The organism is Gordonia alkanivorans (assembly GCF_004011905.1).
In the GTDB taxonomy this organism is placed as follows: domain Bacteria; phylum Actinomycetota; class Actinomycetes; order Mycobacteriales; family Mycobacteriaceae; genus Gordonia; species Gordonia alkanivorans.
This window is the reverse complement of sequence record NZ_CP027114.1, coordinates 736,409-758,710: the sequence shown is the minus strand read 5'-3', so window position 1 is coordinate 758,710 and position 22,302 is coordinate 736,409. Positions and strand designations below refer to the sequence as shown.

General features: G+C 67.5%; 19 protein-coding genes. 7 read left to right on the top strand and 12 right to left on the bottom strand.

Going from position 1 to position 22,302, the window contains the following annotated elements; all coding sequences use genetic code 11:
* Positions 1-20 precede the first annotated feature (20 nt).
* A complete protein-coding gene (locus C5O27_RS03575; protein WP_006358766.1) occupies positions 21-698 on the top strand; it encodes a nitroreductase in 678 nt (225 codons plus the stop codon).
* 3 nt (positions 699-701) lie between these two features.
* On the opposite strand, the gene C5O27_RS03570 is transcribed toward C5O27_RS03575, so the two are convergent.
* The 6 genes from C5O27_RS03570 to C5O27_RS03545 form a co-directional block, all read right to left on the bottom strand.
* Positions 702-1,469, bottom strand: a complete 768-nt coding sequence (locus C5O27_RS03570; protein ID WP_006358765.1) for an MBL fold metallo-hydrolase — start codon at positions 1,467-1,469, stop codon at positions 702-704.
* 3 nt (positions 1,470-1,472) lie between these two features.
* Complete coding sequence (locus C5O27_RS03565) at positions 1,473-3,476, bottom strand: galactan 5-O-arabinofuranosyltransferase (protein ID WP_425269594.1); 2,004 nt, start codon at positions 3,474-3,476, stop codon at positions 1,473-1,475.
* Between the two features lie 25 nt (positions 3,477-3,501).
* Positions 3,502-4,263, bottom strand: coding sequence for a decaprenylphospho-beta-D-erythro-pentofuranosid-2-ulose 2-reductase (gene dprE2, locus C5O27_RS03560; protein ID WP_127961928.1), 762 nt, complete (start codon positions 4,261-4,263; stop codon positions 3,502-3,504).
* Positions 4,264-4,339: 76 nt separating this feature from the next.
* Positions 4,340-5,764: a decaprenylphosphoryl-beta-D-ribose oxidase gene (gene dprE1, locus C5O27_RS03555; protein ID WP_127961927.1), complete on the bottom strand. Its 1,425-nt coding sequence runs from the start codon at positions 5,762-5,764 to the stop codon at positions 4,340-4,342.
* A gap of 88 nt (positions 5,765-5,852) precedes the next feature.
* Positions 5,853-7,472, bottom strand: a complete 1,620-nt coding sequence (locus C5O27_RS03550) for a phytoene desaturase family protein (protein WP_127963748.1) — start codon at positions 7,470-7,472, stop codon at positions 5,853-5,855.
* 62 nt (positions 7,473-7,534) lie between these two features.
* A complete protein-coding gene (locus C5O27_RS03545) occupies positions 7,535-8,773 on the bottom strand; it encodes an alpha/beta hydrolase family protein (protein ID WP_232283159.1) in 1,239 nt (412 codons plus the stop codon).
* A gap of 148 nt (positions 8,774-8,921) precedes the next feature.
* Between C5O27_RS03545 and C5O27_RS03540 the strand changes: the two genes are divergently transcribed.
* Genes C5O27_RS03540 through C5O27_RS03530 form a run of 3 tightly spaced genes read left to right on the top strand, consistent with a single transcriptional unit; the run spans position 8,922 to position 11,715 of the window.
* On the top strand, positions 8,922-9,752 hold the full coding sequence (locus tag C5O27_RS03540; protein WP_006358759.1) for an aldo/keto reductase: 831 nt from the start codon (positions 8,922-8,924) through the stop codon (positions 9,750-9,752).
* A 21-nt stretch (positions 9,753-9,773) separates the two neighbouring features.
* Positions 9,774-10,292, top strand: a complete 519-nt coding sequence (locus C5O27_RS03535; RefSeq protein WP_081474330.1) for a GtrA family protein — start codon at positions 9,774-9,776, stop codon at positions 10,290-10,292.
* Between the two features lie 19 nt (positions 10,293-10,311).
* A complete protein-coding gene (locus tag C5O27_RS03530) occupies positions 10,312-11,715 on the top strand; it encodes a phytoene desaturase family protein (RefSeq protein WP_127961926.1) in 1,404 nt (467 codons plus the stop codon).
* A 1-nt stretch (position 11,716) separates the two neighbouring features.
* Here C5O27_RS03530 and C5O27_RS03525 read toward each other — a convergent pair whose 3' ends face one another.
* The 4 genes from C5O27_RS03525 to C5O27_RS03510 all read right to left on the bottom strand — a co-directional run bounded on the left by C5O27_RS03525 (position 11,717) and on the right by C5O27_RS03510 (position 17,975).
* A complete protein-coding gene (locus tag C5O27_RS03525) occupies positions 11,717-14,299 on the bottom strand; it encodes an ABC transporter ATP-binding protein/permease (RefSeq protein ID WP_127961925.1) in 2,583 nt (860 codons plus the stop codon).
* Positions 14,296-15,261: an ABC transporter permease gene (locus C5O27_RS03520; RefSeq protein WP_127961924.1), complete on the bottom strand. Its 966-nt coding sequence runs from the start codon at positions 15,259-15,261 to the stop codon at positions 14,296-14,298. The genes C5O27_RS03525 and C5O27_RS03520 overlap by 4 nt, the downstream gene beginning before the upstream one ends.
* Position 15,262: 1 nt before the next feature.
* Positions 15,263-16,870, bottom strand: a complete 1,608-nt coding sequence (locus tag C5O27_RS03515) for an ABC transporter substrate-binding protein (protein ID WP_244216584.1) — start codon at positions 16,868-16,870, stop codon at positions 15,263-15,265.
* A gap of 322 nt (positions 16,871-17,192) precedes the next feature.
* A complete protein-coding gene (locus tag C5O27_RS03510) occupies positions 17,193-17,975 on the bottom strand; it encodes a helix-turn-helix domain-containing protein (protein ID WP_035754458.1) in 783 nt (260 codons plus the stop codon).
* Between the two features lie 118 nt (positions 17,976-18,093).
* Here C5O27_RS03510 and C5O27_RS03505 point away from each other — a divergent pair, with 118 nt between their 5' ends.
* A complete protein-coding gene (locus C5O27_RS03505) occupies positions 18,094-18,447 on the top strand; it encodes a nuclear transport factor 2 family protein (protein WP_006358752.1) in 354 nt (117 codons plus the stop codon).
* A 61-nt stretch (positions 18,448-18,508) separates the two neighbouring features.
* On the opposite strand, the gene C5O27_RS03500 is transcribed toward C5O27_RS03505, so the two are convergent.
* On the bottom strand, positions 18,509-19,387 hold the full coding sequence (locus C5O27_RS03500; RefSeq protein ID WP_075863638.1) for a TIGR03619 family F420-dependent LLM class oxidoreductase: 879 nt from the start codon (positions 19,385-19,387) through the stop codon (positions 18,509-18,511).
* 93 nt (positions 19,388-19,480) lie between these two features.
* A complete protein-coding gene (locus C5O27_RS03495) occupies positions 19,481-19,957 on the bottom strand; it encodes a winged helix-turn-helix transcriptional regulator (RefSeq protein WP_127961923.1) in 477 nt (158 codons plus the stop codon).
* Between the two features lie 54 nt (positions 19,958-20,011).
* Here C5O27_RS03495 and C5O27_RS03490 point away from each other — a divergent pair, with 54 nt between their 5' ends.
* Together C5O27_RS03490 and C5O27_RS03485 are read left to right on the top strand one after the other, a co-directional pair.
* Positions 20,012-20,839, top strand: coding sequence for an acyl-CoA thioesterase (locus C5O27_RS03490; protein ID WP_127963746.1), 828 nt, complete (start codon positions 20,012-20,014; stop codon positions 20,837-20,839).
* Positions 20,836-22,245, top strand: a complete 1,410-nt coding sequence (locus C5O27_RS03485; protein ID WP_164905299.1) for a DHA2 family efflux MFS transporter permease subunit — start codon at positions 20,836-20,838, stop codon at positions 22,243-22,245. Before C5O27_RS03490 ends, C5O27_RS03485 begins: the two co-directional genes overlap by 4 nt.
* Positions 22,246-22,302: the final 57 nt, after the last annotated feature.

Genomic DNA, 22,302 nt, shown 5'->3' with positions numbered 1-22,302 from the left:
TGGCCCGACGAGAGGGAACGATGCAGTACGACGACGTGATCCTGGGCCGGCGCAGCATCCGCGGTTTCACACCGGAGCCCGTGCCCCGAGAACTGATCGAGGAGATCCTCGCGCTCGCCATGCGTGCTCCGTCCTCGATGAACACCCAGCCCTGGAACTTCTACGTGATCACCGGTGAACCACTCGATCGCATCCGTGCGGGCAACACCGAGCGCAACCTGGCCGGTGTACCGCACTCTCGCGAGTTCCGGACCGGGGCGGAGAAGTTCACCGGTGTCCATCGTGATCGCCAGGTCGGCGTGGCCAAGCAGCTGTTCACCGCGATGGGCATCGCTCGCGAGGACATGGAGATGCGGCAGGACTGGGTCCTACGGGGATTCCGCCAGTTCGACGCCCCGGTCTGCGTGATCGTGACTTACGACCGCATCCTCGACGGCAGCGACGACACACCCTTCGACTGCGGTGCGGTCTCCACCGCGTTGGTGAACGCCGCCTGGTCCCGGGGTCTCGGTGCGGTGATCAACAGCCAGGGCATCATGCAGTCACCCGTCGTTCGGGAACATGCCGGAATCCCGGATGACCAGGTGATCATGAAGAGCATCGCGCTGGGCTGGCCGGATGAGACGTTCCCCGCCAATGCCGTGATCTCCGAACGCAAGACGGTCGAGGAAGCCACCACGTTCGTGGGGTTCGAGTAGGGGCTAGAGCGAGAGCGCTCGGAGGGCCGCGTCGGCGACGCTGCCTCGATACAGCGGTCCGTGTCCGGCCAGCAGCAGCTCGGCGTCGAGTTCGATGAACCGTTCGACGCTCCGACGCGCCGTGGCCTCGTCGTGCTGGAAGGGGGACGGAATGCATTGTGGCCCGGCGATCGCCGACACCTCATGGCCGCTGACCAGCGCATCGCCGGAGACCAGGGCGCGTCCGTCGCCGACCAGGTAGGAGCTGTGGCCGTCGGTGTGGCCGTGGCTGGCCACCGGGATCGGTGAACCCGGCAGATCCAGCGGCTCGGAGAACGGTGCTGCCGCCGGCAGTCCCGCGCGGCTCAACACCCCGAGTGGTGTGGTCTTGGCCAGCCACGACCAGAGTCGTCGGTGTCCGGCGAGCGGTGCGAGGTCCAGGGCGTTGGCCTGCTGGAGATGGTGCCGCAGGGCGTGGTCGACCTCGACGGGATCCATGTAGACCGGGAATCCGTACCGCGCCTGCAGTTTCGCGAGTCCGCCGAGATGGTCGACGTGCGCGTGTGTCAGCAGCGCGCCACGGATGTCCTCAGGGCGGCGACCGATCCGATTGATCGATTCGATCACCTGCCCGGCCTGTCCGGGGTAACCGCCGTCGATGAGGGTGAGCTCGCCGTTCTGCTCCAGCAGCACCCAGTTCACGACGTCGGTGTGGACGAAATACGTTGTCGCCGAGTCAGCGTCGAGGCGCGTGATCTCCATCGGCCGGGCGGTGCGGAAGGAGGGACGCATCGCTCACTTCCGGACGACGAGGACGAACGGGCCCACCTCGGTGACCTCGAACCGCGGGTCATCGAAGACCGAAGGATCGAAGGTGACGGTGTAACGCTTCACGTTCGGGTCGTTCGGGTAGACGTCCTCGGCGAGGCGGAGCGAGTACCCGTCCGAGCTGTATCGGAACAGGAAGACGTTCGGCGCCTTCCACGGCGACTCGTCGAGGTGTCCGACCAGCTGATCGGCGTCCTCCGACTTCGCCCACCGTGCGATGGCCGCGGCGCGCTTGTCGAACTCGGCCAGCGGGTTGGCGTAGTGCGAGGTAAGTCCCTGGAAACCCCAGTACGGATAGATCGACAGGAACCCGAAATCGGCGGTGAGGACGACGTTCTCGGTCGGCGGCCGGCCGGTCTGCTCCCCGATCAGTTTGTCGATCTCGGCGAAGTACGACTCGGCGCCGGCCGGACGTGCATCGGCGCGCTTGCCGTAACCGTCGGTGTCGGTGTAGGCGGTGGTGATCTCCGTACCGAGATGACCGGGGATGCTCTGTGCCGCTGCGATTGCGGCGAGCACGGCCACCGCGCCGACGACGACGCGTACGTCACCGAACCTGCCCACGGCCCAGCGGCCGATGTCGACGACACCGAAGACGCCGGCCGCGGCGAGCGCACACACCAGGATCGGTTCGAGCCGGAAGGACAGCAGGGTGGTGCCCATCGCGGTCATGAGCATCGACAGTAGACAGAAGAGGTACACCGTGATCACGGTGGCGCCCATGGCAACCGCGACGGTGCGTGTCCGGAAACGCAGGAGAATCCACAGCAGGCCGATCATGGTGATCGCGCCGACGAGGTTGACCCCGAACATCGGCAGCGGGAACACCGCACCGCGCTCCGGGAGGTAGTGCTCGGCGGTTCCGCCGCTGGCCGGGGCGCTGGACAGCCGCTTCAGCAGATAAGGCGCCCAGACCAGCAGGGCGATTCCTCCGGCGATGACGCCCACCGAGACGAGTCGGACGGCGACGGCGACCATGATCTCGCGGCGGTGCGCCTTGACGGTCCGGGTCGGTGTCGCCTTGTTGGTCGCCGCGATCCAGCCCTGGGCGAGGAAGTAGCAGGCAAGCAGGATCGCGGTGAGTGCGAACAGGCCGGTGTAGAGCGTGTAGGTCGCGGCCGAGATGCCGAGGAAGACACCGGCACCGACCACCGCAGGCCAACTGGTCGCACCCCGCAGTGGTCCGGCCGGACCATCGGCGGCACGCGTGCGACCCCTCAGCGCGTAGGTGAGGACGATCATCATCGGTACACCGATGATCACGAGGATCGCGGCGTACGGCTCGGGTGAGGCGTACAGCAGGGCCATCGTGGTCACCGCGAGTCCCAGTGCCACACCACGATCTGCGCCGAACATCCGGTTGAACAGGATGATGCCGACGGCCGCGGCCACTGCCATCGACACGATGGCCCACGGCTTGTAGGCCTCCCAGCCGGGCTGGCCGAGCAGATTCGCGAACCGGCCGCCCCACCAGAACCAGCCGGCCGGGTAGTACGGGGGCAGATCCGGGTAGGTCATGTCCGCCAGGCGCGGACTCGACGTCATCCGCGTCAGATACTCGGTGCGGAACTCCTGGTCGACGGACAGGCCGAAGAGGTAGAGACGCGTTGCCCCCAAGGGCATCCCGATGGTGACCGTCACGAACGCCGCCGTCGCCGCCGCCGACAGGAACGGGATGAAGACCCGTCCCTTGCCGTAGCGGTACAGCAGCGCGACGACGACGAGCACCGCGATCGCGAGGACCTGACCGGCGGTCGTCAGCGACCGGGTCACGTTCGACGAGTTGAAGGCCGGCCAGTTGACGGTCTCGATCGCCTTGAGGCCGACGATCGACACCACCGCACCGACCACCACCGCCGTCAGCAGGAGCAGCACCGTCCGGCCGAGGCGTGAGGCCGTGGTGGGACCGGAGTCCGTTTCCTGAGGCGCGGTCGTGGGGTCCTGGCGGTCAGCGCTCACCGAAGTCGTCATCGCTCGCAATCGCAGTCGAGGGCTGCTAGACGGGCAGCTTGCGGAAGATCGGGCGCGGGATGTGGCGCAGGACCATCATGATGTAGCGGAAAGGTCCGGGGACCCAGACGATCTCCTTGCCCTTGGTGGCCGCGGCGACCGCGAGACGTCCCACGTCTTCCTTCTCGACGGTCAGCGGCGCTTCCTTGACGTGCGCCGACAGTCGCGTGCGGACCTGGCCCGGGCGGATAACGAGGACGCGAGGACCGTAGGGGCGCAATGCCTCGCCGAGTCCGAGGTAGAAGCCGTCGAGTCCGGCTTTGGTGGAGCCGTAGACGAAGTTGCTGCGACGGACGCGCTCACCGGCGACCGAGCTCATCGCGATGATGTGGCCGTGGCCTTGGGCGCGCATCTTCTCGCCGAGCAGGACGCCGACGGAAACCGCTGCGGTGTAGTTGATCTGGGCTTCGGCGACCGCGAGGCCGTGGTCCTGCCAGGCCTGCTCGTCGTCGCCCTGGATGCCGAAGGCGACGATGGCGACGTCGACGTCACCGTCGGCGAAGGCCTTGTCGATCACGTCGCGGTGGGTGTCGGTGGCGCGGGCGTCGAAGTCGATGACGCTGACCTCGGTGGCGCCGGCCTTCTTGGCCTTCTCCACTGCCGCCTCGACGGACGGGTCGCCCGGCAGGGCGGCGAGGATGACCCGGGCCGGGCCCTTGCTCAGGTACTCGGCGGTGATGGCGAGCCCGATCTCCGAGCTCCCGCCCAGGACCAGGATGGACTGTGGGACGCCGACGGCGTTCATCATCGTGGGTCTTCTCGCTTTCGGTGGTCTGCGGCCGGTGGGCCGTAGCGGTGGAATGGAGGTCGGAACCGGTTGTGGGTCAGGCGAGTTCGAGTCGACGGCCCATATCGGACATGAACACCCGGTCGGGGTCGATCCGACGGCGCGTGGCGATCCACTCGTCGATGCGCGGGTACATCGAGTGGAAGGCCGCCGCCGACGTCCGTGAGTCCTTCGCCGTGTAGAGGCGTCCGCCCATGCTCATCACCCGACGGTCGAGATCGTTGAGGAACTCGGCGAGCCCGGCCTTGACCGGGAAGTCCAGACAGACGTTCCAGCCCTTGAACGGGAAGCTGAGCGGCGCCTTGTTGCCCTCGCCGAAGAGCTTGATCACGTTGAGGAAGCTGACGTGTCCCGACGCCTGGATGTGCTCGATGAGGTTGGTGAACTCGGCCTCGTTACCCGTGGGCACGATGAACTGGTACTGGCAGAACCCGCCGCCGCGGCCGTAGGCGTTGTTCCAGTCACCGAACACGTCGAGCATGTGGTAGAACTGCGCCAAATTCTTGACCTTGCCCTCGCTGGGCGGGCCGATCCGATAGTACGCCTCGCCGACCGCGGAGAAGCTGAGCTTGTTGGCCAGCCCGCGCGGGAACACGTCCGGGAAACGGACGAGGGGCTTGTTGTTGAAGGACAGCGGGTTGTCGCGGTACTTCTCCGGCAGCTCGTCGACGCGCGCGAGGTTGCCACGCGAGAACGTGCCGCGGCCGAGCTTCGGCGGTGCGCTGATGGTGTCGAACCAGCCCGAGGCATACTCGTACCCGTCCTCGAAACCGTCCTGCAGGTGCAGATCGAGCGTTTCCTGCAGCGAGCCGGTGCGCGCGGTGTCGGCGATGAAGTAGGCACTCTCGGTGCGCTTCATCTGGATCTTCGCGCGCAGCACGATGCCGGTGAGGCCGATGCCGCCGACCGTCGCCCAGAACAGTTCGCCGCTCGGGTCGTCGCCGGAGCCGTCCGGGGTGAGCGTCAGGATGCGACCGTCGGCCACGAGCAGCTGCATCTCGACGACGTGGTTGCCGAAGCTGCCCTGGCTGTGGTGGTTCTTGCCGTGGATGTCGTGCGCGATCGCACCGCCCACGGTGACCTGGCGGGTACCCGGGAGCACCGGCACCCAGAGGCCGTACGGGAGCGCGGCCTGCATGAGGGTGTCGAGGGAGACGCCGGCGTCGAGGTCGACCGTCGCGGTCTCGGAGTCGATGGCGTAGATCCTGGTCAGCGGGGTCATGTCGATCGTGAGACCGCCGCTGTTCTGGCCCGACTCGTTGTAGGAGCGGCCCAGTCCGCGGGCGATGACACCGCGCTTGAGGTAGTCCGGCTTGTCCGCGTTGTCGTCGGCGACGCGGGCCACCGCCTCGGCGATGACCTCGGGATACGGCGTGGACAGGACGTGGCCCTCGATCGGGGTGGTGCGAGACCAACCCACCAGCTTGCGGGTCGTGATCGGCAGCAACTCTTCAGTAGACATCGGTGAAGAGAGTACTCGGCCGCCCTGCGCCGACGGTGAGAGACGACCTGCGACAGGCGTCGCACTTTCGCGCGGCTGTGGTGTCGGGCTACCGCAGCGCGCCGAGTTCGGTGTCTCCCAGCACCGCGGCCGCTGCGTTACGACCCGGGATACCGCTCACGCCGCCGCCGCGTCGTGCGCCGGCGCCGCACAGCAAGAGTCGCGGATGGCGCGTCTCGACGCCCCAGGTGCCGACCTCCGTCGCCGTTTCCGCCCACGGCCACCGCAGCGACTGATGGAAGATGTTGCCGCCGGGCAGCCCGATCATCTCCTCGAGGTCCTGAGGGGTTTTCGCCTCGATACACGGACGGCCGTCGAGGTCGTGGGCGATGACGTTCTGGATCGGCTCGGCCAGGAGCATGTTCAGCGAGGCGAAGGTCGCGCCCACCGCGTGCTCGACGGCCCCCGGCTCGTCGAAGACGTCCGGCGGCATGTGCAGCCCGAACAGCGTCAGCGTGTGTTTGCCGTCGAGTTCGGGTCCGAGGATGGACCGGTCGGAGAGGGTGTGGCAGTAGATCTCGCAGGGCGGCAGCTCAGGGACCTCGCCCCGGGTGGCCTGCCGCCAGGCGTCGTGGAGCTGACTCGCGGTCTCGTTGATGTGGAAGGTGCCGGCGAACGCGGCCTCGGGTGTCACCGACTCGTCGCGGAGGCGGGGGAGACGGTCGAGGAGGAGGTTGATCTTCAGCTGCGAGCCGCGGGGATGGGCCTCGCAGACGATCGGATCGTCGAGCAGCGTGTTGAGGACCTGCGGTGCGCAGGCGGCGTAGAGCATCGAGCCGCGTGCGGTGTGCGGCGTGCCGCCCGAATCGGTGAACTCGACGGTCCCGTCAACCGGATCGACGCCCGACACCGCGACCCCGGTGCGGATCTCGGCGCCCGCCGACGTCGCGGCCTGGTACAGCGCACCCGAGACCGCACCCATGCCCCCGACCGGGACGTCCCAGTCGCCGGTCCCACCGCCGATCACGTGGTAGAGGAAGCAGATGTTCTGCCGCAGCGACGGGTCGTCGAGATCGGCGAACGTGCCGATCAGGCCGTCGGTGGCGGCGATGCCGCGCAGCAGGTCGTCGTCGAAGTACTGGCCGAGCAGGGTGCCGAGCGGCAGGGTGGTGAGCGCCTCCCACAGCTCGGCGTCGGAGGTGTCGGTGCCGACGGCGAGTTCGTGCATGTCGGCGGCGGTGCGCAGCGGTTCGGTCAGGGTCGGGAAGACGCGCTGCGCGATGGTCCCGACACGGCGGTAGAAGGACTGCCACGCCACGAAACCGGCGTTGGAGAATCCCACGGCGTCGGCGCCGACGCGGTCGGCGCGCAACACCCGCCGGAACGATTCCGCGGTCGCGTCGTCGTCCTGGGTGTCGATGAGGATGCCGCGCGTCGGGTCCGACGGGAGCGGCGTGTACGAGGAGTAGCGGCGTCGGATCAGCGAGATGTCGAGGTCGAGGTCGGTGATGATCTCGCGCGGCATCAGCGAGACCAGATACGAGAACCGCGACAGCTGGGCCGCGAGACCGGGGAAGGGCATCGCCGAGACGGTCGCCCCGCCGACATGATCGGCCTTGTCCAGGACGAGGACCCGACGACCGGCGCGCGCGAGATAGGCGGCGGCGGTCAGACCGTTGTGCCCAGCGCCGATGATGACGTCGTCATAGAAAGCAACTGCGGTGCCCATCGGTCCTGTGCCCATCGTTCAAAGGGTCTCAGATCGATGGACACCGCAGCGGTGATTTCGGGTCAGCGCAGGATGCGGGCCACGAACGGGGTCGAGTCCTTCATCGAGGCCAGAACCGCGCTGGAGTGGTCGTCCTCGGGGTAGACGAACAGCTCGACGGGCTGGTTGTTGGCCTTCATCTGTGCGTAGAGCGACAGCGCCGACGGTGCCGGCACATCGACGTCACGCAGGCCCTGTCCGAGGAAGATCGGGCGGTCGTAACCCTTGTACGGAGTCGCCATGTACTCGTGCAGTGCCGGGCTCAGACCCGGGATCGACATGAGCGGTGCGCGGAACCAGGTCCGCACGTCGTCACCGGCGAGTGCCTTCTTGAGGATCGGGTAGCAGGTGGTGCGACCCTCGGCCAGGCGTGCGATGCCCTTGGGCGTCATGACCTTGGTGATGTTCATGTCGGGACGGGTGTCGTTGAACCCGGCCAGGATGTAGGCGGTGTAGGCGTTCAGGCCGCCGGGCAGGTTCACCGGCGGGACGGCCGGTCCCAGGTTCTGGTACAGGTACTCGAGGTTGGCCGGGATGCCGGTGGCGACGACGCCGCGGTAGTCCAGACCCGAGCCACGGCTGAACTCGGTGGCGTAGCGGGCGCCGTTCAGTGCGGCGGCCGCACCCTGTGACTGTCCGATGATGGCCCAGCGCTTGGCGAACGGCAGATCCATCTGATGCGACGCTACGACGATGTCGACGATCGCGTGCGCCGCGGTGACGCCGTTCAGGTAGGCCATCAGGCCCGGGGTGCCGAGACCGACATAGTCGGCGGCCACGACGGCGTAACCCTGCTGGAGCCAGTGGCCCAGGTACTTCTGGTCGCGCTCGCTGCGCGGGAACGCCGACGGCGTGCAGTCGTCGTTCATGCCGACGGTGCCGTGCGCCCAGGAGATGATCGGCCAGCCACCGGCGGGTGCCTTGCCCTTGGGCAGGAAGACCGCGCCGGTGCCCGTCGCCATCTTGCCGTGCTGGTTCAGCGACGAGTACTGGATGCGGTAGGCGTCACCGGCCGCGGGGAGGTTGAGCTCCGCGGCGAGCGGGACCCGGGAGATGAGGGTGCCCGCCTTGGCCGGGATGGGGCCCGAGTACTCGGTGACGTCCAGGCCCGACCAGTTCGGGATGCCGACGGAAACCGCGTCATCCGCGTGTGCCGGGGCGGTCGATCCGAACGCGAGCAGGACCATGCCGAGGCCGGTGATGACGGAGACGAGTGTTCGCGTGGTGCGCGACACAGGTGATCTGGACGTGAGGGCAGACATGTTCAGAACAGTAAAGGTACTCATGTGCCGCGTACACCTCAGGACGGTGAGTATTCGTGCCGTACCGGAGCGGTTTCCGTGCCCCCCTCGGTTTCCAGTTTGGTCTCGGCGGAGCGAACGGGGGTCGCGGCCGACCTATCCTTGTCGGGTGGACATCCCCTCGGTCGAGCTCAGCAACGGTCGGTCGATTCCTCTCGTGGGACTCGGCACCTACAACATGCTCGGCCGGCCGTGCATCGGCGCGGTCAGCGCCGCACTCAAGGCTGGATACCGACTCCTCGACACCGCTCCCCGCTACAGCAACGAGCTCAGTGTCGGCATGGGCGTGCACGGTTCGGGCATCGCTCGTGACGAGGTCATCGTCCAGACCAAGCTCAGCGGCGGTGACCAGGGTTTCGACGAGGCGATCAACGCCGCCAAGGAAAGCGCGCGTCGGCTCGGTGTCGGCTACATCGACGTCTATCTGATCCATTGGCCGTGCCCGAGTCTCGGACGCACGGTCGAGTCGTGGAAGGCACTGCTGACCCTGGCCGACGAGGGTTACGTCCGCACGCCCGGTGTCTCGAACTTCAAACCTCATCAGCTCCAGACGCTGTTCGACGAGACGGGGCGCTGGCCGGTGCTCAACCAGATCCAGTGCTCACCGGCACTGCCACGGACCGAGCTCCGTGAGTTCATGGCGGAGAAGGGGATTCACGCACAGGCGTGGCATCCGACCGGCCGTAAGGAAGGTGTCCTGGGCGACCCGGCAATCCTGCGGATCGCCCGCAAGTACGGCAAGTCGCCGACTCAGATCGCGCTGCGGTGGGCGGTGCAGCACGGCATCAGCGTCGTGCCGAAGTCGTCGCACGCCGGCCGTCAGCTCGAGAACGCGGACCTCTTCGATTTCGCCCTCGACGACGCGGACCTCGCCGACCTCGCCTCGCTGGACCGCGGCGAACGCGCCGCCCGGGACTCGGACGTCGACGAGGAGTTCTAGCTCGTCCGCTAGGGTGTCAGCGTGTCTCGACCCGACTCCGGCAACGACGAACCCGCAGGTGACGTCCCTCACGATCACCACGAGGACTTCACGACGCGGCATGCGCCGATGCCGATCGAACTGCCCTTCGACGACGAAGAGGCGTCGACCGATGTCGACCTGAAGACGCAGCTGATCCGCTTCGTCGTCACCGGCGCCGGGTCGGCGGTTCTCGACTTCGGGCTGACGCTGTTCCTGCAGTACATCGTCGGGACCCCGGACTGGGTCGCCAAGGCATTCGGCTTCATCCTCGGCACCACCGTCGCGTACCTGATCAACCGGCGCTGGACGTTCCGCGCCGAGCCGAGCGCCGCCCGCTTCACCGCGGTCGTGCTCCTCTACCTGGTCACCTTCGCGGTCAACGTCGGTCTGTACAGCTGGTTGTCGTCGCTGTGGGACAAGACGGCCCTCTACTCGGCGATCGCCTTCGTCATCGCGCAGGGCACCGCGACGGTCATCAACTTCGTGGTCCAGCGGGCGGTCATCTTCAAGATCCGCTGATCGCGGCTACCGTGGCGGCATGCGAAGAGCCGTCGTAGTCGGAGCAGGACCCAACGGACTCGCGGGCGCGGTCCGGCTCGCCCAGGCGGGTCTGGAGGTGACCGTGCTGGAGGCCGCAGACGAGATCGGTGGCGGCACACGCAGCGCGGAGCTGCTCGAGCCCGGCATCGTGCACGACATCTGTTCGGCCTTCCACCCGCTCGGTGCGGCGTCTCCATATCTGCGAACCCTCGGGCTCGAGCAGTACGGCCTGCGCTTCGTCCGGCCGGAGATCGACGCCGCGCATCCCCTCGACGACGGCACCGCCGGCCTGTTCTACCAGTCGGTCGAGAAGACCGCCGCCGGGCTCGGCGCCGACGGTCGACGGTGGCGCGCGATCTTCGGGCCCGTGGCGAAACGCTTCTCCGCCGTCGCCGACGATGCGCTCGGGCCCATGCTGCGAATCCCGCGACATCCGCTGGGTTTCGCCGGCTTCGCAGCGCGTTCGGGACTACCGGCGACCCTGCTGGCCCGGGCCTTCTCCACCCCGCAGGCACGCGCGTTGTTCATCGGCATCGCCGCGCATCCCTTCGTGCGGTTGAACCGCATCGGCACCGCCGCGGGCGGCGTGATGCTCACCGCGGCCGGCCACGTCGAGGGCTGGCCGGTGGCCGAGGGCGGCTCTGCCGCGATCACCCGGGCGCTCGCCGCGAAGCTGGCCGATCTCGGCGGCCGGATCGAGACCGGCACCACCGTGACCAGCCGCGCCGACCTCGATGCCGACATCGTCCTGCTCGACACCGACCCCACAGCGGCGCAACGCATCCTCGGCACCGAACAGCCGTCGCGCACCGCCCGGACCTATCGTGGGCATCGGGGCGGACCGGGGGCGTTCAAGGTGGACTATGTCGTCGAGGGCGAGGTCGGGTGGACCGCCCCCGGATGCGACCGCGCCGGCGTCGTCCATCTCGGCGGCACCATGGAACAGGTGGTGAGAGCGGAGAACACGGTCCTCGACGGCCGGATGCCCGACGATCCGTTCGTCCTCATCGGCCAGCAGTGGCTTGCCGACCCCTCCCGGGCGATGGGTGATCGGAAACCGTTGTGGGCCTACGCCCATGTGCCGCGCGGGTACACCGGCGACGCGACCGAGGCGGTCACCGCGCAGATCGAGCGCTTCGCACCGGGATTCTCCTCGCGCATCCGCGCGTCCCGGAGCATCGGTCCCGCCGAGCTCGAGGTCGAGAACCCGAACTACGTCGGCGGCGACATCGGCGGCGGCCGAAACGACCTGTGGCATCTCGTCGCCCGGCCCCGCCTGTCGCCGAATCCGTACGCCACGGGCGTCGACGGCGTGTACCTGTGCTCCTCGTCGACCCCACCGGGCGGGGGAGTGCACGGCATGTGCGGGTTCCGCGCCGCGGAGGCCGCGCTGCGCGGTTAGGTCACGCCCGCTGCGGGACCTCTGGCGGGATCGCCGCGAGAAGGTCTCGCGTGTAATCGGTTTCGGGATCGTGCAGGATCTGCGACGCCGGGCCTGCTTCGACGACCCTGCCGTTCTGCATCACCGCGACGGTGCCGCTGATCTGCTCGACGACGGCGAGGTCGTGCGCGATGAACAGGAAGGTCAGACCCTTCTCGCGCTGCAGCCCCCGCAACAGTTCGAGTACGCCCGCCTGCACCGACACATCGAGCGACGCGGTCGACTCGTCGAGGATGAGGATCTCCGGCTCGGACGCCAGAGCTCGCGCGATGCAGACGCGTTGACGCTGGCCGCCGGACATCTCGTGCGGGTACCGGCCGAGGAACCTCGAATCGAGGCGGACGTCGGCCAGCAACTGCTCTGCGCGGCTGCGCATCTCGTCCCGGCCGGAGGTCAACCCGTGTGCGCGGAGCGGTTCGGCGATCGACGCGGCGACCGTCATCCGCGGATCCAGTGACGCGGTCGGGTCCTGGAAGACCATCGCGACCCGGCGTCGGAGGAGCGCCTCGTCAGCACCTCGAACACCCACCGCCTCGACCTCGCGCCCGTCGACGGAAACCGTGACGCTGCCCGTCACCGTCGTTCCCTGACCCGAGGTGATCAGACCGGTGACAACGCCGGCGACCGTCGACTTTCCCGATCCCGACTCGCCGACGATGCCGAGTGTCCGACCCCAGGCCACCTGCAGGTCGACGCCGTCGATCGCATGCACCACGCTGCGACCCGCCGGGCCGCGCACCACGTACTCGACGCCGAGCCCGCTCACCTGCAGGACGGGTTTCTCGGCGACTTCCTTCGTCAGCCCCCGGTCGGTGTCGCGTTCCTCGACCTTGCTCAGCAACGGCCGCGAGTCGAGGAGCTTCTTGCTGTACTCGTCCCGCGGGTCGTCGAAGAGTGCTGCCACGTCCCGGCTTTCGACGATGCGACCCGAACGCATGACCATGACCCGGTCGGCGATGCGGCCGATCACTCCGAGGTCGTGGCTGATCCACACCACCGCCATGCCGCGTTTGCGCTGGAGGTCGGCGACGAGATCGATGATCTGCGCCTGGGTGGTCACGTCGAGGGCCGTGGTCGCCTCGTCGGCGATGAGCAGGTCGGGGTCGCAGGCAAGGGCGATCGCGATCATCACGCGCTGGCGCTGGCCGCCCGACAGTTGGTGCGGGTATGCGCGCAAACGGCTTTCGGGGTCAGGCAGGTTGACGTCGCGCAACAGCTGTAACGCGCGCTCGCGCGCTTCGATGCGGTTGAGGCCGAGGTGCCGGCGTGGTCCCTCGGTGAGTTGCTGCTCGATGGTGAGAAGCGGATTGAGGCTTGACGACGGGTCCTGGAAGACGAAGCCCACTCGTGTTCCGTGGAGGGCACGCAGCGTCGACGGGGTGGCGCCGACGATCTCGGTGGTGCCGAGTCGAGCCGATCCGCGCACGTAGGCGCTCGGGGCGTCGAACAGACCCGTTGCGGCGAGCACGCTCAACGACTTTCCCGAACCGCTCTCGCCGACGATGCCGAGAGTCTCGCCGCGTGCGACCGTGAAGCTGATGCCGTGCACGATCTCCCGCGGTCCGACCCCGACGATGAGGTTCTCCACGTCCAGCACCGAATCCTCGGCGACTGCGCGTGCCGGCTTCGGCGTCGCCGTCGCGACGGTGACGGACGTGCGGTCGTATCCCCGGTTGCGCAGCAGCGTGCGCTGCCGTGGGTCGAGCACGTCGCGCACCCCGTCGCCGACCAGGTTGAACGCGAACACGGTGAACAGGATCGCGAGACCGGGGAAGACGCCCATCCACCATGCGGTGGTGATGAAACCCTGCGCATCGAAAAGCATGCGGCCCCATGACGGATCGGGCGGCTGGACACCGAGGCCCAGGAAGGACAGTGCGGCCTCCGACAGGATGGCGAACGCGAGAGAGATCGAGGTCTGCACGATGACCGGCCCCGAGATGTTCGGCAGCACATGGCTGAACAGGATGCGGGACGTACGCACCCCCATCGTCCGGGCCGACTGCACGTACTGGGTCTGCCGCACCCGCAACGTGTCCGCGCGGGCGACCCGAGCGAAGATCGGGATGTAGACGACGCCGATGGCGATCATCGCCGATGTGACCCCGGGCCCCAGGACCGCGACGATCGCCAGTGCCAGGAGGAGCACGGGGAACGAGAAGACCACGTCGACGATGCGCATGAGCGCCGTGTCGAGCACCCCGCCGGCGAAACCCGCGACCATCCCGAGGATCACGCCGACCGTGAGGGAGATCGCCACGGCGATCACCGCGACCCGCAAGCTCACCGACGCCGCGAGCACGACCCGGGAGAAGACGTCGCGACCGAGGTCGTCGGTGCCGAACAGATGCGACCAACTCGGTGCCTGCAGCGCGTTCGGCACGTCGATCGCGTTGGCGCCGTACGGGGCGATCAGCGGACCGAAGATCGCGGCGACGACGACGACCGCGATGATGACCAGGCCCGCGACCGATGCGCGATTGCGGAGCAGCAGGCGCCAGGCCGAATCCGTGGCGGCGGGAGGGTCGGGTGCGGTGGGTGTCATGACAACCGGATCCTCGGATCGATGACGGCGTAGAGGATGTCCACGACGAGGTTCACGAGCAGGAAGATCACCGCGATCAGCAGGATGGCTCCCTGCAGCACCGGGTAGTCGCGGGCCGCGACCGAGTCGTAGACCAGCAGTCCCAGGCCCGGCCAGGCGAACACGACCTCGACGACGATGACGCCACCGAGGAGCCCGGCGAACTGGATACCGGAGATGGTGAGGACGGGCACCAGCGCGTTGCGACCCACGTGGTCGAGAAGGATCCGTCTGTTGCTCAGACCCTTTGACTCGGCGGTGGTGACGAACGGCGTGTTCACGACCTCGAGCACCGACGATCGGACGTACCGCGTCATGATCGCGCCCGTCACGACCCCGACCGTCACCGCGGGCAGGACGAGATGCTCGAACCAACCGAGCGGCCCGTCGGCGAACGGCTGGTATCCCGCCGACGGCAGCCAGCCGAGCGCGGTCGAGAAGAGACCGATCAGCAGGATGCCCATCCAGAAGTCCGGGACCGAGATGCCGAACTGGCTGATGACGCGAATGACGTTGTCGGCCAGTCGGCCTTCGCGGAGAGCCGCCCACGACCCCAGCGGGATCGCGATGAGCAGTGCCACCACGATGGCGGCGAGGGCGAGCGTGATGGTGGCGGGCAACCGGTCGAACAGCATGGTCGTGACGGGTTCGCTGTTGCGAAAGCTCACCCCGAGATCGCCGGTGAAGGCATTGCCGACGTAGGCGAACAGTTGGTTGGCAAGCGGCTGATCCAGGCCGGATGCACTGCGAAGCGCCTCATACGATTCCGGCGTGTAGCGCGTGCCGAGTGCGATGCGCACCGGGTCGCCGGGCACGATCTGGATCAGGAAGAACACCGCGACGATCACCCCCAGCAAGACGGCGACGGTGTAGGCGAGCCGGATGAGGATGAAGCGCAGCAGCGGGGAACGGAGCGAGGTCACGTCAGCCCCTCTCCAGCCGGGCGGACCGGAACCGGACGGCTTTGTCGGACCGGACCGTGTACCCGTGGAGCTCCTTCGAAAACGCCTGCGTGGCAGACGGGTTGTAGAGGTACAGATAACTCACGTCGTCGGCGATCCGGCCGGCCGCGTCGGCGTAGATGCCCTTGCGGGTTTCGACGTCGAGTTCGGTGCGTCCCCGGTCGAGTAAGGCGTCCACCTGCGGGTTCGAGTACTTCTGCGCGTTCGACGTTCCCGCCGAATGATGCTGGGCGTAGTAGAAGTCGTCGGGGTCGATGTTGCCGAGCCAGCCGAGCAGCAGGGCGTCGAAGTCGCCGGCGGCCTGCCGGTCGAGCCACGCGCCGAAGTCGAGTTGCTCGATCTTGACGGCGATGCCGACGTCGGACAGGTTCGACGCGATGACCTGCGCCGCGGTCACGGTCTCGGGGTACTCGGTGGTCACCATGAGCCGCATGTCCATCGACCGGATACCGGCCTGGCGCAACAGGTCTTTCGCCTTGTCGACGGCTTGGGCGCGGTCGAGGCCCGCGGTGTAGCGGTCGTAGGGGGCAAACCAGGGGCTGGTCGAGGGGATCGCGAGTTCGTTGGGTGTGGCGGTGCCGTATCCGACGACCTGCGCGATCGATGGTCGGTCGATGGCGTAGGCGACGGCCTGGCGGACGCGGGTGTCCTCGAACGGCTTGGCGTCGAAGTTCATCGTGATGTACCAGTAGTCGTTCGCGACCACCGTGCCGACCTCGAGCGTGTCGTCGCGCGACAGGATGCTCAGCTGCTGCGCGGGAATCGCGTCCGTCCAGTCGATCTCACCGGATCGGAGTGCCGAGACGGCCGTCGTACCTTGCGAGATGAAGCTGTAGTTCACGCCGTCGATCGCGGGTGGGCCACCCCAGTAGTCGGGGTTGGATTTCAGCACGATCGACGCGCCGGGGGACCGGGACACGAACGAGAACGGGCCCGTACCCACGGGTTTCGTCGCGATCGCGCCTGATTCGACGTTGCGGCGGTTGACGATCGCGAGTCCTTTGAAGCCGCCGATGTTGGTCAGCAGGTTCGGGGTGGGTTCCCGGACCGTGAACTGCACGCGTCGGTCGTCGAGTGCGGTGATCGTCTCGATGGCCTCGAGTTTCCAGGCGTTCGAGAGTTCTTCGTCGAGGATGCGGCGGAAGGAGTACTCGACGTCGGCGGCGGTCAGCGGATCGCCGTTGTGGAACGTGACCCCCGGGCGCAGGAGGAAAGTCCACTGCCTGGCGTCGGGGCTCACCTCCCAGCTCTCGGCGAGAGATGGTTGCATCTGCAGGTTCTCGTCGGGTTCGACGAGGGTGTCGAAGACGTTCTCGAGTACCTCGAAGGTGAAGTACGAGCTGGATTTCTGCGGATCGAGCTGATCGGGTTCGCCTGCGATGGCGACCCGCAAGGTATTCGGCGAGACGGACGACCCGCCGCATGCGGCGAGTGCCGAGGCGCCGAGAAGCGCGGTACCGGTGACCCCCGCGGCCTTGAAGAAGGTACGCCTGTTCAGGCGAGACGAACCGTTCACCCGACCGGCACCCTGCGTCGACCACGAGGCCGACCCACCGGGTGAATCGGTCATCGCTGTCCTCCCACCCGGTGATTGCTCACACCTGGGGTCTGCATTGTCCGTGTCTGCAGTCTGCCCCAGGGGGAGGTGCCGTGCAACAGCGCCGACCGGTGCCCCCCCAGTGGCAGCATCGAAGCGCAGTTGCTGGGCGACACCAGTCGCCTGATCCGAAAGCGGCACTCTCAGAAGGACAATCATGACCTCGGAGGTGATCGCGAAGTCGCATGATGTCGGACAGCATGGGCCTCGCCGTCTTTCCGCGGATGCGAGGCGAGACTCGCCGGCCTGGCTTGGGCCGGGTGCTCAGCGCGTGCGGAGGCCGCTCAGTTTCCTGTCACCGACTCAGCAGCTGCCGCGTGGTGTCGTCCGCGGGTACGAAAGTCTCGAGATGGAGCCCACGGAGGGTGACGTCTGATGCACTCTCGATCTGGCTGGTCACGCTGAAGAGCCGGAGTACATCGTCGCCTACCTCGATCTCCATCGGGATGACAGGGTCGACCAGCGATCGGGCGGGTGGAGTTCCGTCGGAGGGGTAGGCGGTGACGTCCTCCAGGAGTGAGACCAGGTCGGGGTCACCGCCGGTGTGGGCGATGCGCTGCTCGAGTTGGTGAATCAGGTGTGTTCGCCAAGCGGGCAGGTTGCGGATGCGCGGCGCGAGTCCTCGCGGGTGCAAGCAGAGCCGGATCACGTTCAGCGGCGGCTCGATCAGACCGGGATCACAACCGGTGACCAGCGCATCGACGGGCTCGTTGGCATCGACGACGTCCCAATGGTCATCGAGGAGCAAAGCGGGGTACGGCGCGTGGGCGTCCAACAAGCGCCGCAGTCCGGCCATCACCGGCGCGAGCGCCTCGTCGTCGGTGGCACGGTGCGGATAGCGAGGAGCGTAGCCTCCGGCGAGCAGAAGTCGATTCTGCTCGCCCATGGGTACCCGCATCACCTCTGCCAGACGGACAATCATCTCCGGTGTCGGCCGGGACCGTCCGTTCTCGACGAAGCTCAGATGCCGGGTGCTCACCTCCGCCTGCGTGGCGAGGGCGAGCTGGCTGAGGGATCGCAGCTCGCGCCAGCGGCGCAATTCATTGCCGACCGATGGAGTTGTCGCCGTCGAAGTCATGCCCCGAGCGTAGGCAGTCCGGATCAGGACGACCATGACCTCGCGGGTAATCGACCGCCGGTCGACCAGCGGTGAGACTTCGGGTGCAGCTCATTCGAGAAAAGACAAGGAAGACACCATGAAAGAAATTGTCACCCGTTACCTCGACACCTGGAACGCCACCGACGAGGCGGCACGCGCCGAACTTCTCGCCGATCACTGGTCCGAGGATTGCGCGTACGTCGACCCGCTTGCCGAGGTGCAGGGCCGCGAAGCCGTCGGAATGACCATCCAGGCCGTGCATGCCCAGTTCCCGGGCTTCGTGTTCACCTCCGTGGGCGAGGTCGATGCCCACCATCAGCAGGTTCGTTTCCAATGGGGTCTGGGCCCGGACGGCGAGGAGCCGGTCGTCGTCGGTTTCGACGTGGTGGTGGTCGACGCGGACCAGCGCATCCGTGACGTTCGCGGCTTCCTCGACAAGGTGCCTGCCTGACAGCTGGTCGAGGGCCGGCCGCAACGTCGGGGACTGTCACGGAGACCGCTGCACAACCGAATCAGTCGTTGACCTTCGCAATCACGTTGTCGGCGTACCAGTTCAGATGATCGATCTTGGTCTGGAGCGGCTCGGTGTCCTGACCCATCACGTAGGGGAGTCGGAAGCCGACGATCACATCGGTGATCCCCTTGTCCTCCAGTCGCTTACATCCGTCGACCGTGTAGGCGTCCATCGAGATCACATGGATCTCGAACGGATCGTCGGCCTTGCCCTCGGCCTTGCGGATCTCGTTGATCCGATCGAGAAGCGTGTCGAGTTCTTCGGGCGGGCCGCCGCCGTGCATCCAACCGTCGCCACGGATCACCGCTCGTTTGAGTGCGGCGTCCGCGTGGCCGCCCACGAGCAGCGGGATGGGCTCGGTGGGCGCGGGCGTCATCTTGATCTTCGGGATGTCGTAGAACTCGCCGTGGAACTCGAAGTACTCGCCCGTGGTGAGGCCGCGGATGATGTCCATACACTCGTCCATCCGCTTGCCGCGGCGGCGGAAGTCGACACCCATGAAGTCGTAGTCCTCGGGCCACGGGCTCGTGCCGACGCCGAGGGCGAGGCGGTTACCGGTGAGGAAGGCGACCGAACTGGCCTGCTTGGCGACCAGGGCCGGCGGACGGACGGGAAGTTTCAGCACGAACGGGGTGAAGCGGATGGTCGAGGTGACCGCGCCCAGTGCCGCGGCCTGGATGAAGGTCTCGATGAACGCCTTGCCGTCGAGAAACTCGCGATTGCCGTCGGGGGTGTACGGGTATTTGGCGTCCGATTCCTCGGGATAGGCGAGCGAGTCGGGGATGGTGAAGCCGGCGTACCCCGCCTTCTCCGCGGCCTGCGCGAGCGGCGCGTAGTACGACGGGTCGGTCATGGCCTCGGCGAAAGTGAACCGCATCATGCTCCTCAAGGACGTCCAGACGGAACTCTCCCCACAGTAGAACACGTTCTAGTTTGCTCGGGAAGAGTCCGCCATCGACGCAGCTGGGAGCTATCGATGCAACCCGGAAAGCGGGTTGTTCTCCCGCGCGCCCGGCCCCGGGCGAACGCGGAGGTCGGCGAGTTCGACGTGCTCGCCGCAGACCGAGCAGTGCGGCTCGACGGTCATCGTGTCGCCGCAGGTGTGCGTCGACTCCACCGGCGCGCCGTCGTCGGTGGTCCACTTGTCGCCCCATTGCCGTAGCGCGGTGACGACGGTCCACAGGTCACGCCCCTTGTCGGTGAGGCGGTAGTCGTAGCGGACCGGGTTGTCCTGGTAGGGCTCCTTGGTCATCACGCCGTGCTCGACGAGGGTGTCGAGACGCTGGGTCAGGATGTTGCGGGCGATACCGAGCCGCGTCGAGAACTCGTCGAACCGAGTCACGCCGAACAGGGCATCGCGAACGATGAGCAGGGTCCACCACTCGCCGACGATCTCCAGGCTCTGGGCGACCGAGCAGTTCATGTCGGTGAAAGAGGCGCGGCGCATGCCCTCGACGATAGTGGGTTGCGTGAAGCAACTCAACCTGCTTGCATGAGTTGCATGAAACAACTCAGCAGGCAGTGGAACGCTGCCGGTGGTCTGGCGGGAGAATTCGGGGCGTTGCCGGTCGGTTCGGGGAGGTGGGCGGCAACCATCGACGAGAGTTGGTGGGGCTGGTCGGGCCCGTTCGGCGGGGCGATCGTCGCGCTCGCCGTACACGTCGCAGCCGATGCGGTGCCGGGGGCGTCGGTCCGCGCGGTGGACCTGCGGTTCGTCGGCAAACCGGCCGGCGGCGAACTCATCCTGACGCCGTCGGTCCGTGAGGTCGGCCGGCACACGCGGATCGTCGACGTGGCCGTCACGCAGGGAACCGCCGAGATCGCGATCGCCTCGGTGACGGCGGGGCGGGTCGGCGACGCCGCTGCCGATGACATCGTCGACTTCACGGCGGCCGTGCCGGGTCCGGAAGGGCTCGCGCAGTTCGACATCCCGCCGGAGATCGTCCCCATGGGCGGTCACCTCGACCTTCGCCCGGTCGATGGCCCGCTGCCGCTGACCGGCGCCGACGACCCGTGGATGCGTGCGTGGATCTCGACGCGTGCCCCCATGGCGCTCGACGCGGCCTACCTCGGCCTGCTCGCCGATTGTCTGCCGCCCGCGGTCTTCCCCACACTGACCGCACCCCTGGCCATCCCCACCGTCGCCTTCTCGATGCACATCACCGCAGCGCTCGACGATCCCGAACCGGCGCCGGTCCTCGTGCACACCCGCAACATCTCCACGTCGGGCGGCTGGTCCGTCGACGACACCACCCTCCGTGACCGCAACGGGCGGCTCCTCGCTTCCGCGCGCCAGAGCCGCCGCGTCGTGGGGTGGTCGGCCCCATGACCTCCACGCGTACCGAAACCGACTCCGCCGCAGCGTCACCGGTTCTCGCCCGTCCCGGGCTCACGCTGCTCATCCTGTCCGGCGCCGCGTTCATGGCCAGCCTGGACGTGTTCATCGTCAACGTCGCGTTCGACGACATCAGTGCCGACTTCGACGGCGCGAGCCTGTCCGCGATGTCGTGGATCCTCAACGCGTACGCGATTCTCTATGCGGCGCTCCTCGTCCCGGCGGGCCGGATCGTCGATCGCTATGGCCGTAAAGGTGGGTTCCTTCTGGGTCTCGCACTGTTCACCGTCGCCAGTGCAGCCTGCGCTGCAGCACAGGGTGTTTGGTGGCTCGTCGCATTCCGTGCGCTGCAGGCCGTCGGTGCGGCGATCCTGACGCCGGCAAGCCTCGGGCTGGTGGTGTCGACATTGCCGCCGGAGCGTCGTGCGCGGGGTGTGAAGATCTGGGCGGCCACCGGTGCGCTCGCCGCCGCTTTCGGTCCCGCTGTGGGAGGCGTGTTGGTGGAGGCGTCGTGGCGGTGGGTGTTCCTGGTGAACATCCCGGTGGGCATCGCCGCTCTCATCGCGGGTGCGCTCGTTCTCGTCCGCTCCCGAAACGATTCTGTGACTGCGTTTCCCGATGCTCTCGGCGCCGGTCTGCTCGTGGTGGCCGTGGGTGGGCTGACCTTGGGTCTGGTGCAGGGGAGTGAATGGGGCTGGTCGGATTCCCGCATCATCGGTGCATGGCTCGTTGCGCTGGTGGCGTTCGCCGGGTTCGTGCTGAGTTCCCGACGCCACGCCGAACCGGTCATCGACCCCGCGTTGTTGCGGGTTCGGGCCTTCTCCTACGCCAACGTGGCCATCCTGCTCTTCTCGATTCCGTTCGCCGGCGCGCTGCTCGCCAACATCCTGTGGTTACAACAGGTCTGGGGGTTCTCGGCGATCACGACCGGGTTGGCGGTGTCCACCGGACCGCTGATGGTCCCGATCTTCGCGGCGGTCGCCGATCGCCTCAATGCGAGGATTCCGGTGGGCGTCATCGTGGCCGCGGGCTGTGTCCTGTTCGCGGTCGGGATCGGGATGGTCGCGCTGTCGGTCGACGCGACCCCGGACTTCGCCACCGAGATGCTGCCCGGCTGGCTCATCGGCGGTGCCGGTGTCGGATTCGCGCTGCCGTCGATCCTGTCCTCCGCGACGGCCGACCTACCCGCCCATCAGGCGGCGACCGGCAGTGCGGTGGTCAGCATGAACCGCCAGATCGGAATGTCGTTGGGTGTCAGCGTGTTCGTCGCGATCGTCGGCACCGCGGTTCTCTACGACGACGTGCACGACGGGTTCGTCTCGGCGTGGTGGGTGCTCGCCGGAATCGGGGTGGTCGGTGGTGTCGCCGCGCTCGGCATGACCCCGCGCGCCGGGCTCTGAAAAAAGTTGCGGCACTTGGTACCGGAATACGGGACCGACTGCCGCAACAATTCGCGC

What these genes read in the sequence shown, in the direction of transcription:
- C5O27_RS03545 (WP_232283159.1), bottom strand. Translation starts at nt 8,773, where the DNA reads ATGTCTGCCCTCACGTCCAGATCACCTGTGTCGCGCACCACGCGAACA.
- C5O27_RS03515 (WP_244216584.1), bottom strand. Translation starts at nt 16,870, where the DNA reads ATGACCGATTCACCCGGTGGGTCGGCCTCGTGGTCGACGCAGGGTGCC.
- C5O27_RS03525 (WP_127961925.1), bottom strand. Translation starts at nt 14,299, where the DNA reads ATGACACCCACCGCACCCGACCCTCCCGCCGCCACGGATTCGGCCTGG.
- C5O27_RS03565 (WP_425269594.1), bottom strand. Translation starts at nt 3,476, where the DNA reads ATGACGACTTCGGTGAGCGCTGACCGCCAGGACCCCACGACCGCGCCT.
- dprE2 (WP_127961928.1), bottom strand. Translation starts at nt 4,263, where the DNA reads ATGATGAACGCCGTCGGCGTCCCACAGTCCATCCTGGTCCTGGGCGGG.
- C5O27_RS03485 (WP_164905299.1), top strand. Translation starts at nt 20,836, where the DNA reads ATGACCTCCACGCGTACCGAAACCGACTCCGCCGCAGCGTCACCGGTT.
- C5O27_RS03570 (WP_006358765.1), bottom strand. Translation starts at nt 1,469, where the DNA reads ATGCGTCCCTCCTTCCGCACCGCCCGGCCGATGGAGATCACGCGCCTC.
- C5O27_RS03505 (WP_006358752.1), top strand. Translation starts at nt 18,094, where the DNA reads ATGAAAGAAATTGTCACCCGTTACCTCGACACCTGGAACGCCACCGAC.
- C5O27_RS03530 (WP_127961926.1), top strand. Translation starts at nt 10,312, where the DNA reads ATGCGAAGAGCCGTCGTAGTCGGAGCAGGACCCAACGGACTCGCGGGC.
- C5O27_RS03550 (WP_127963748.1), bottom strand. Translation starts at nt 7,472, where the DNA reads ATGGGCACCGCAGTTGCTTTCTATGACGACGTCATCATCGGCGCTGGG.
- C5O27_RS03510 (WP_035754458.1), bottom strand. Translation starts at nt 17,975, where the DNA reads ATGACTTCGACGGCGACAACTCCATCGGTCGGCAATGAATTGCGCCGC.
- C5O27_RS03495 (WP_127961923.1), bottom strand. Translation starts at nt 19,957, where the DNA reads ATGCGCCGCGCCTCTTTCACCGACATGAACTGCTCGGTCGCCCAGAGC.
- C5O27_RS03500 (WP_075863638.1), bottom strand. Translation starts at nt 19,387, where the DNA reads ATGCGGTTCACTTTCGCCGAGGCCATGACCGACCCGTCGTACTACGCG.
- C5O27_RS03490 (WP_127963746.1), top strand. Translation starts at nt 20,012, where the DNA reads ATGAAACAACTCAGCAGGCAGTGGAACGCTGCCGGTGGTCTGGCGGGA.
- dprE1 (WP_127961927.1), bottom strand. Translation starts at nt 5,764, where the DNA reads ATGTCTACTGAAGAGTTGCTGCCGATCACGACCCGCAAGCTGGTGGGT.
- C5O27_RS03575 (WP_006358766.1), top strand. Translation starts at nt 21, where the DNA reads ATGCAGTACGACGACGTGATCCTGGGCCGGCGCAGCATCCGCGGTTTC.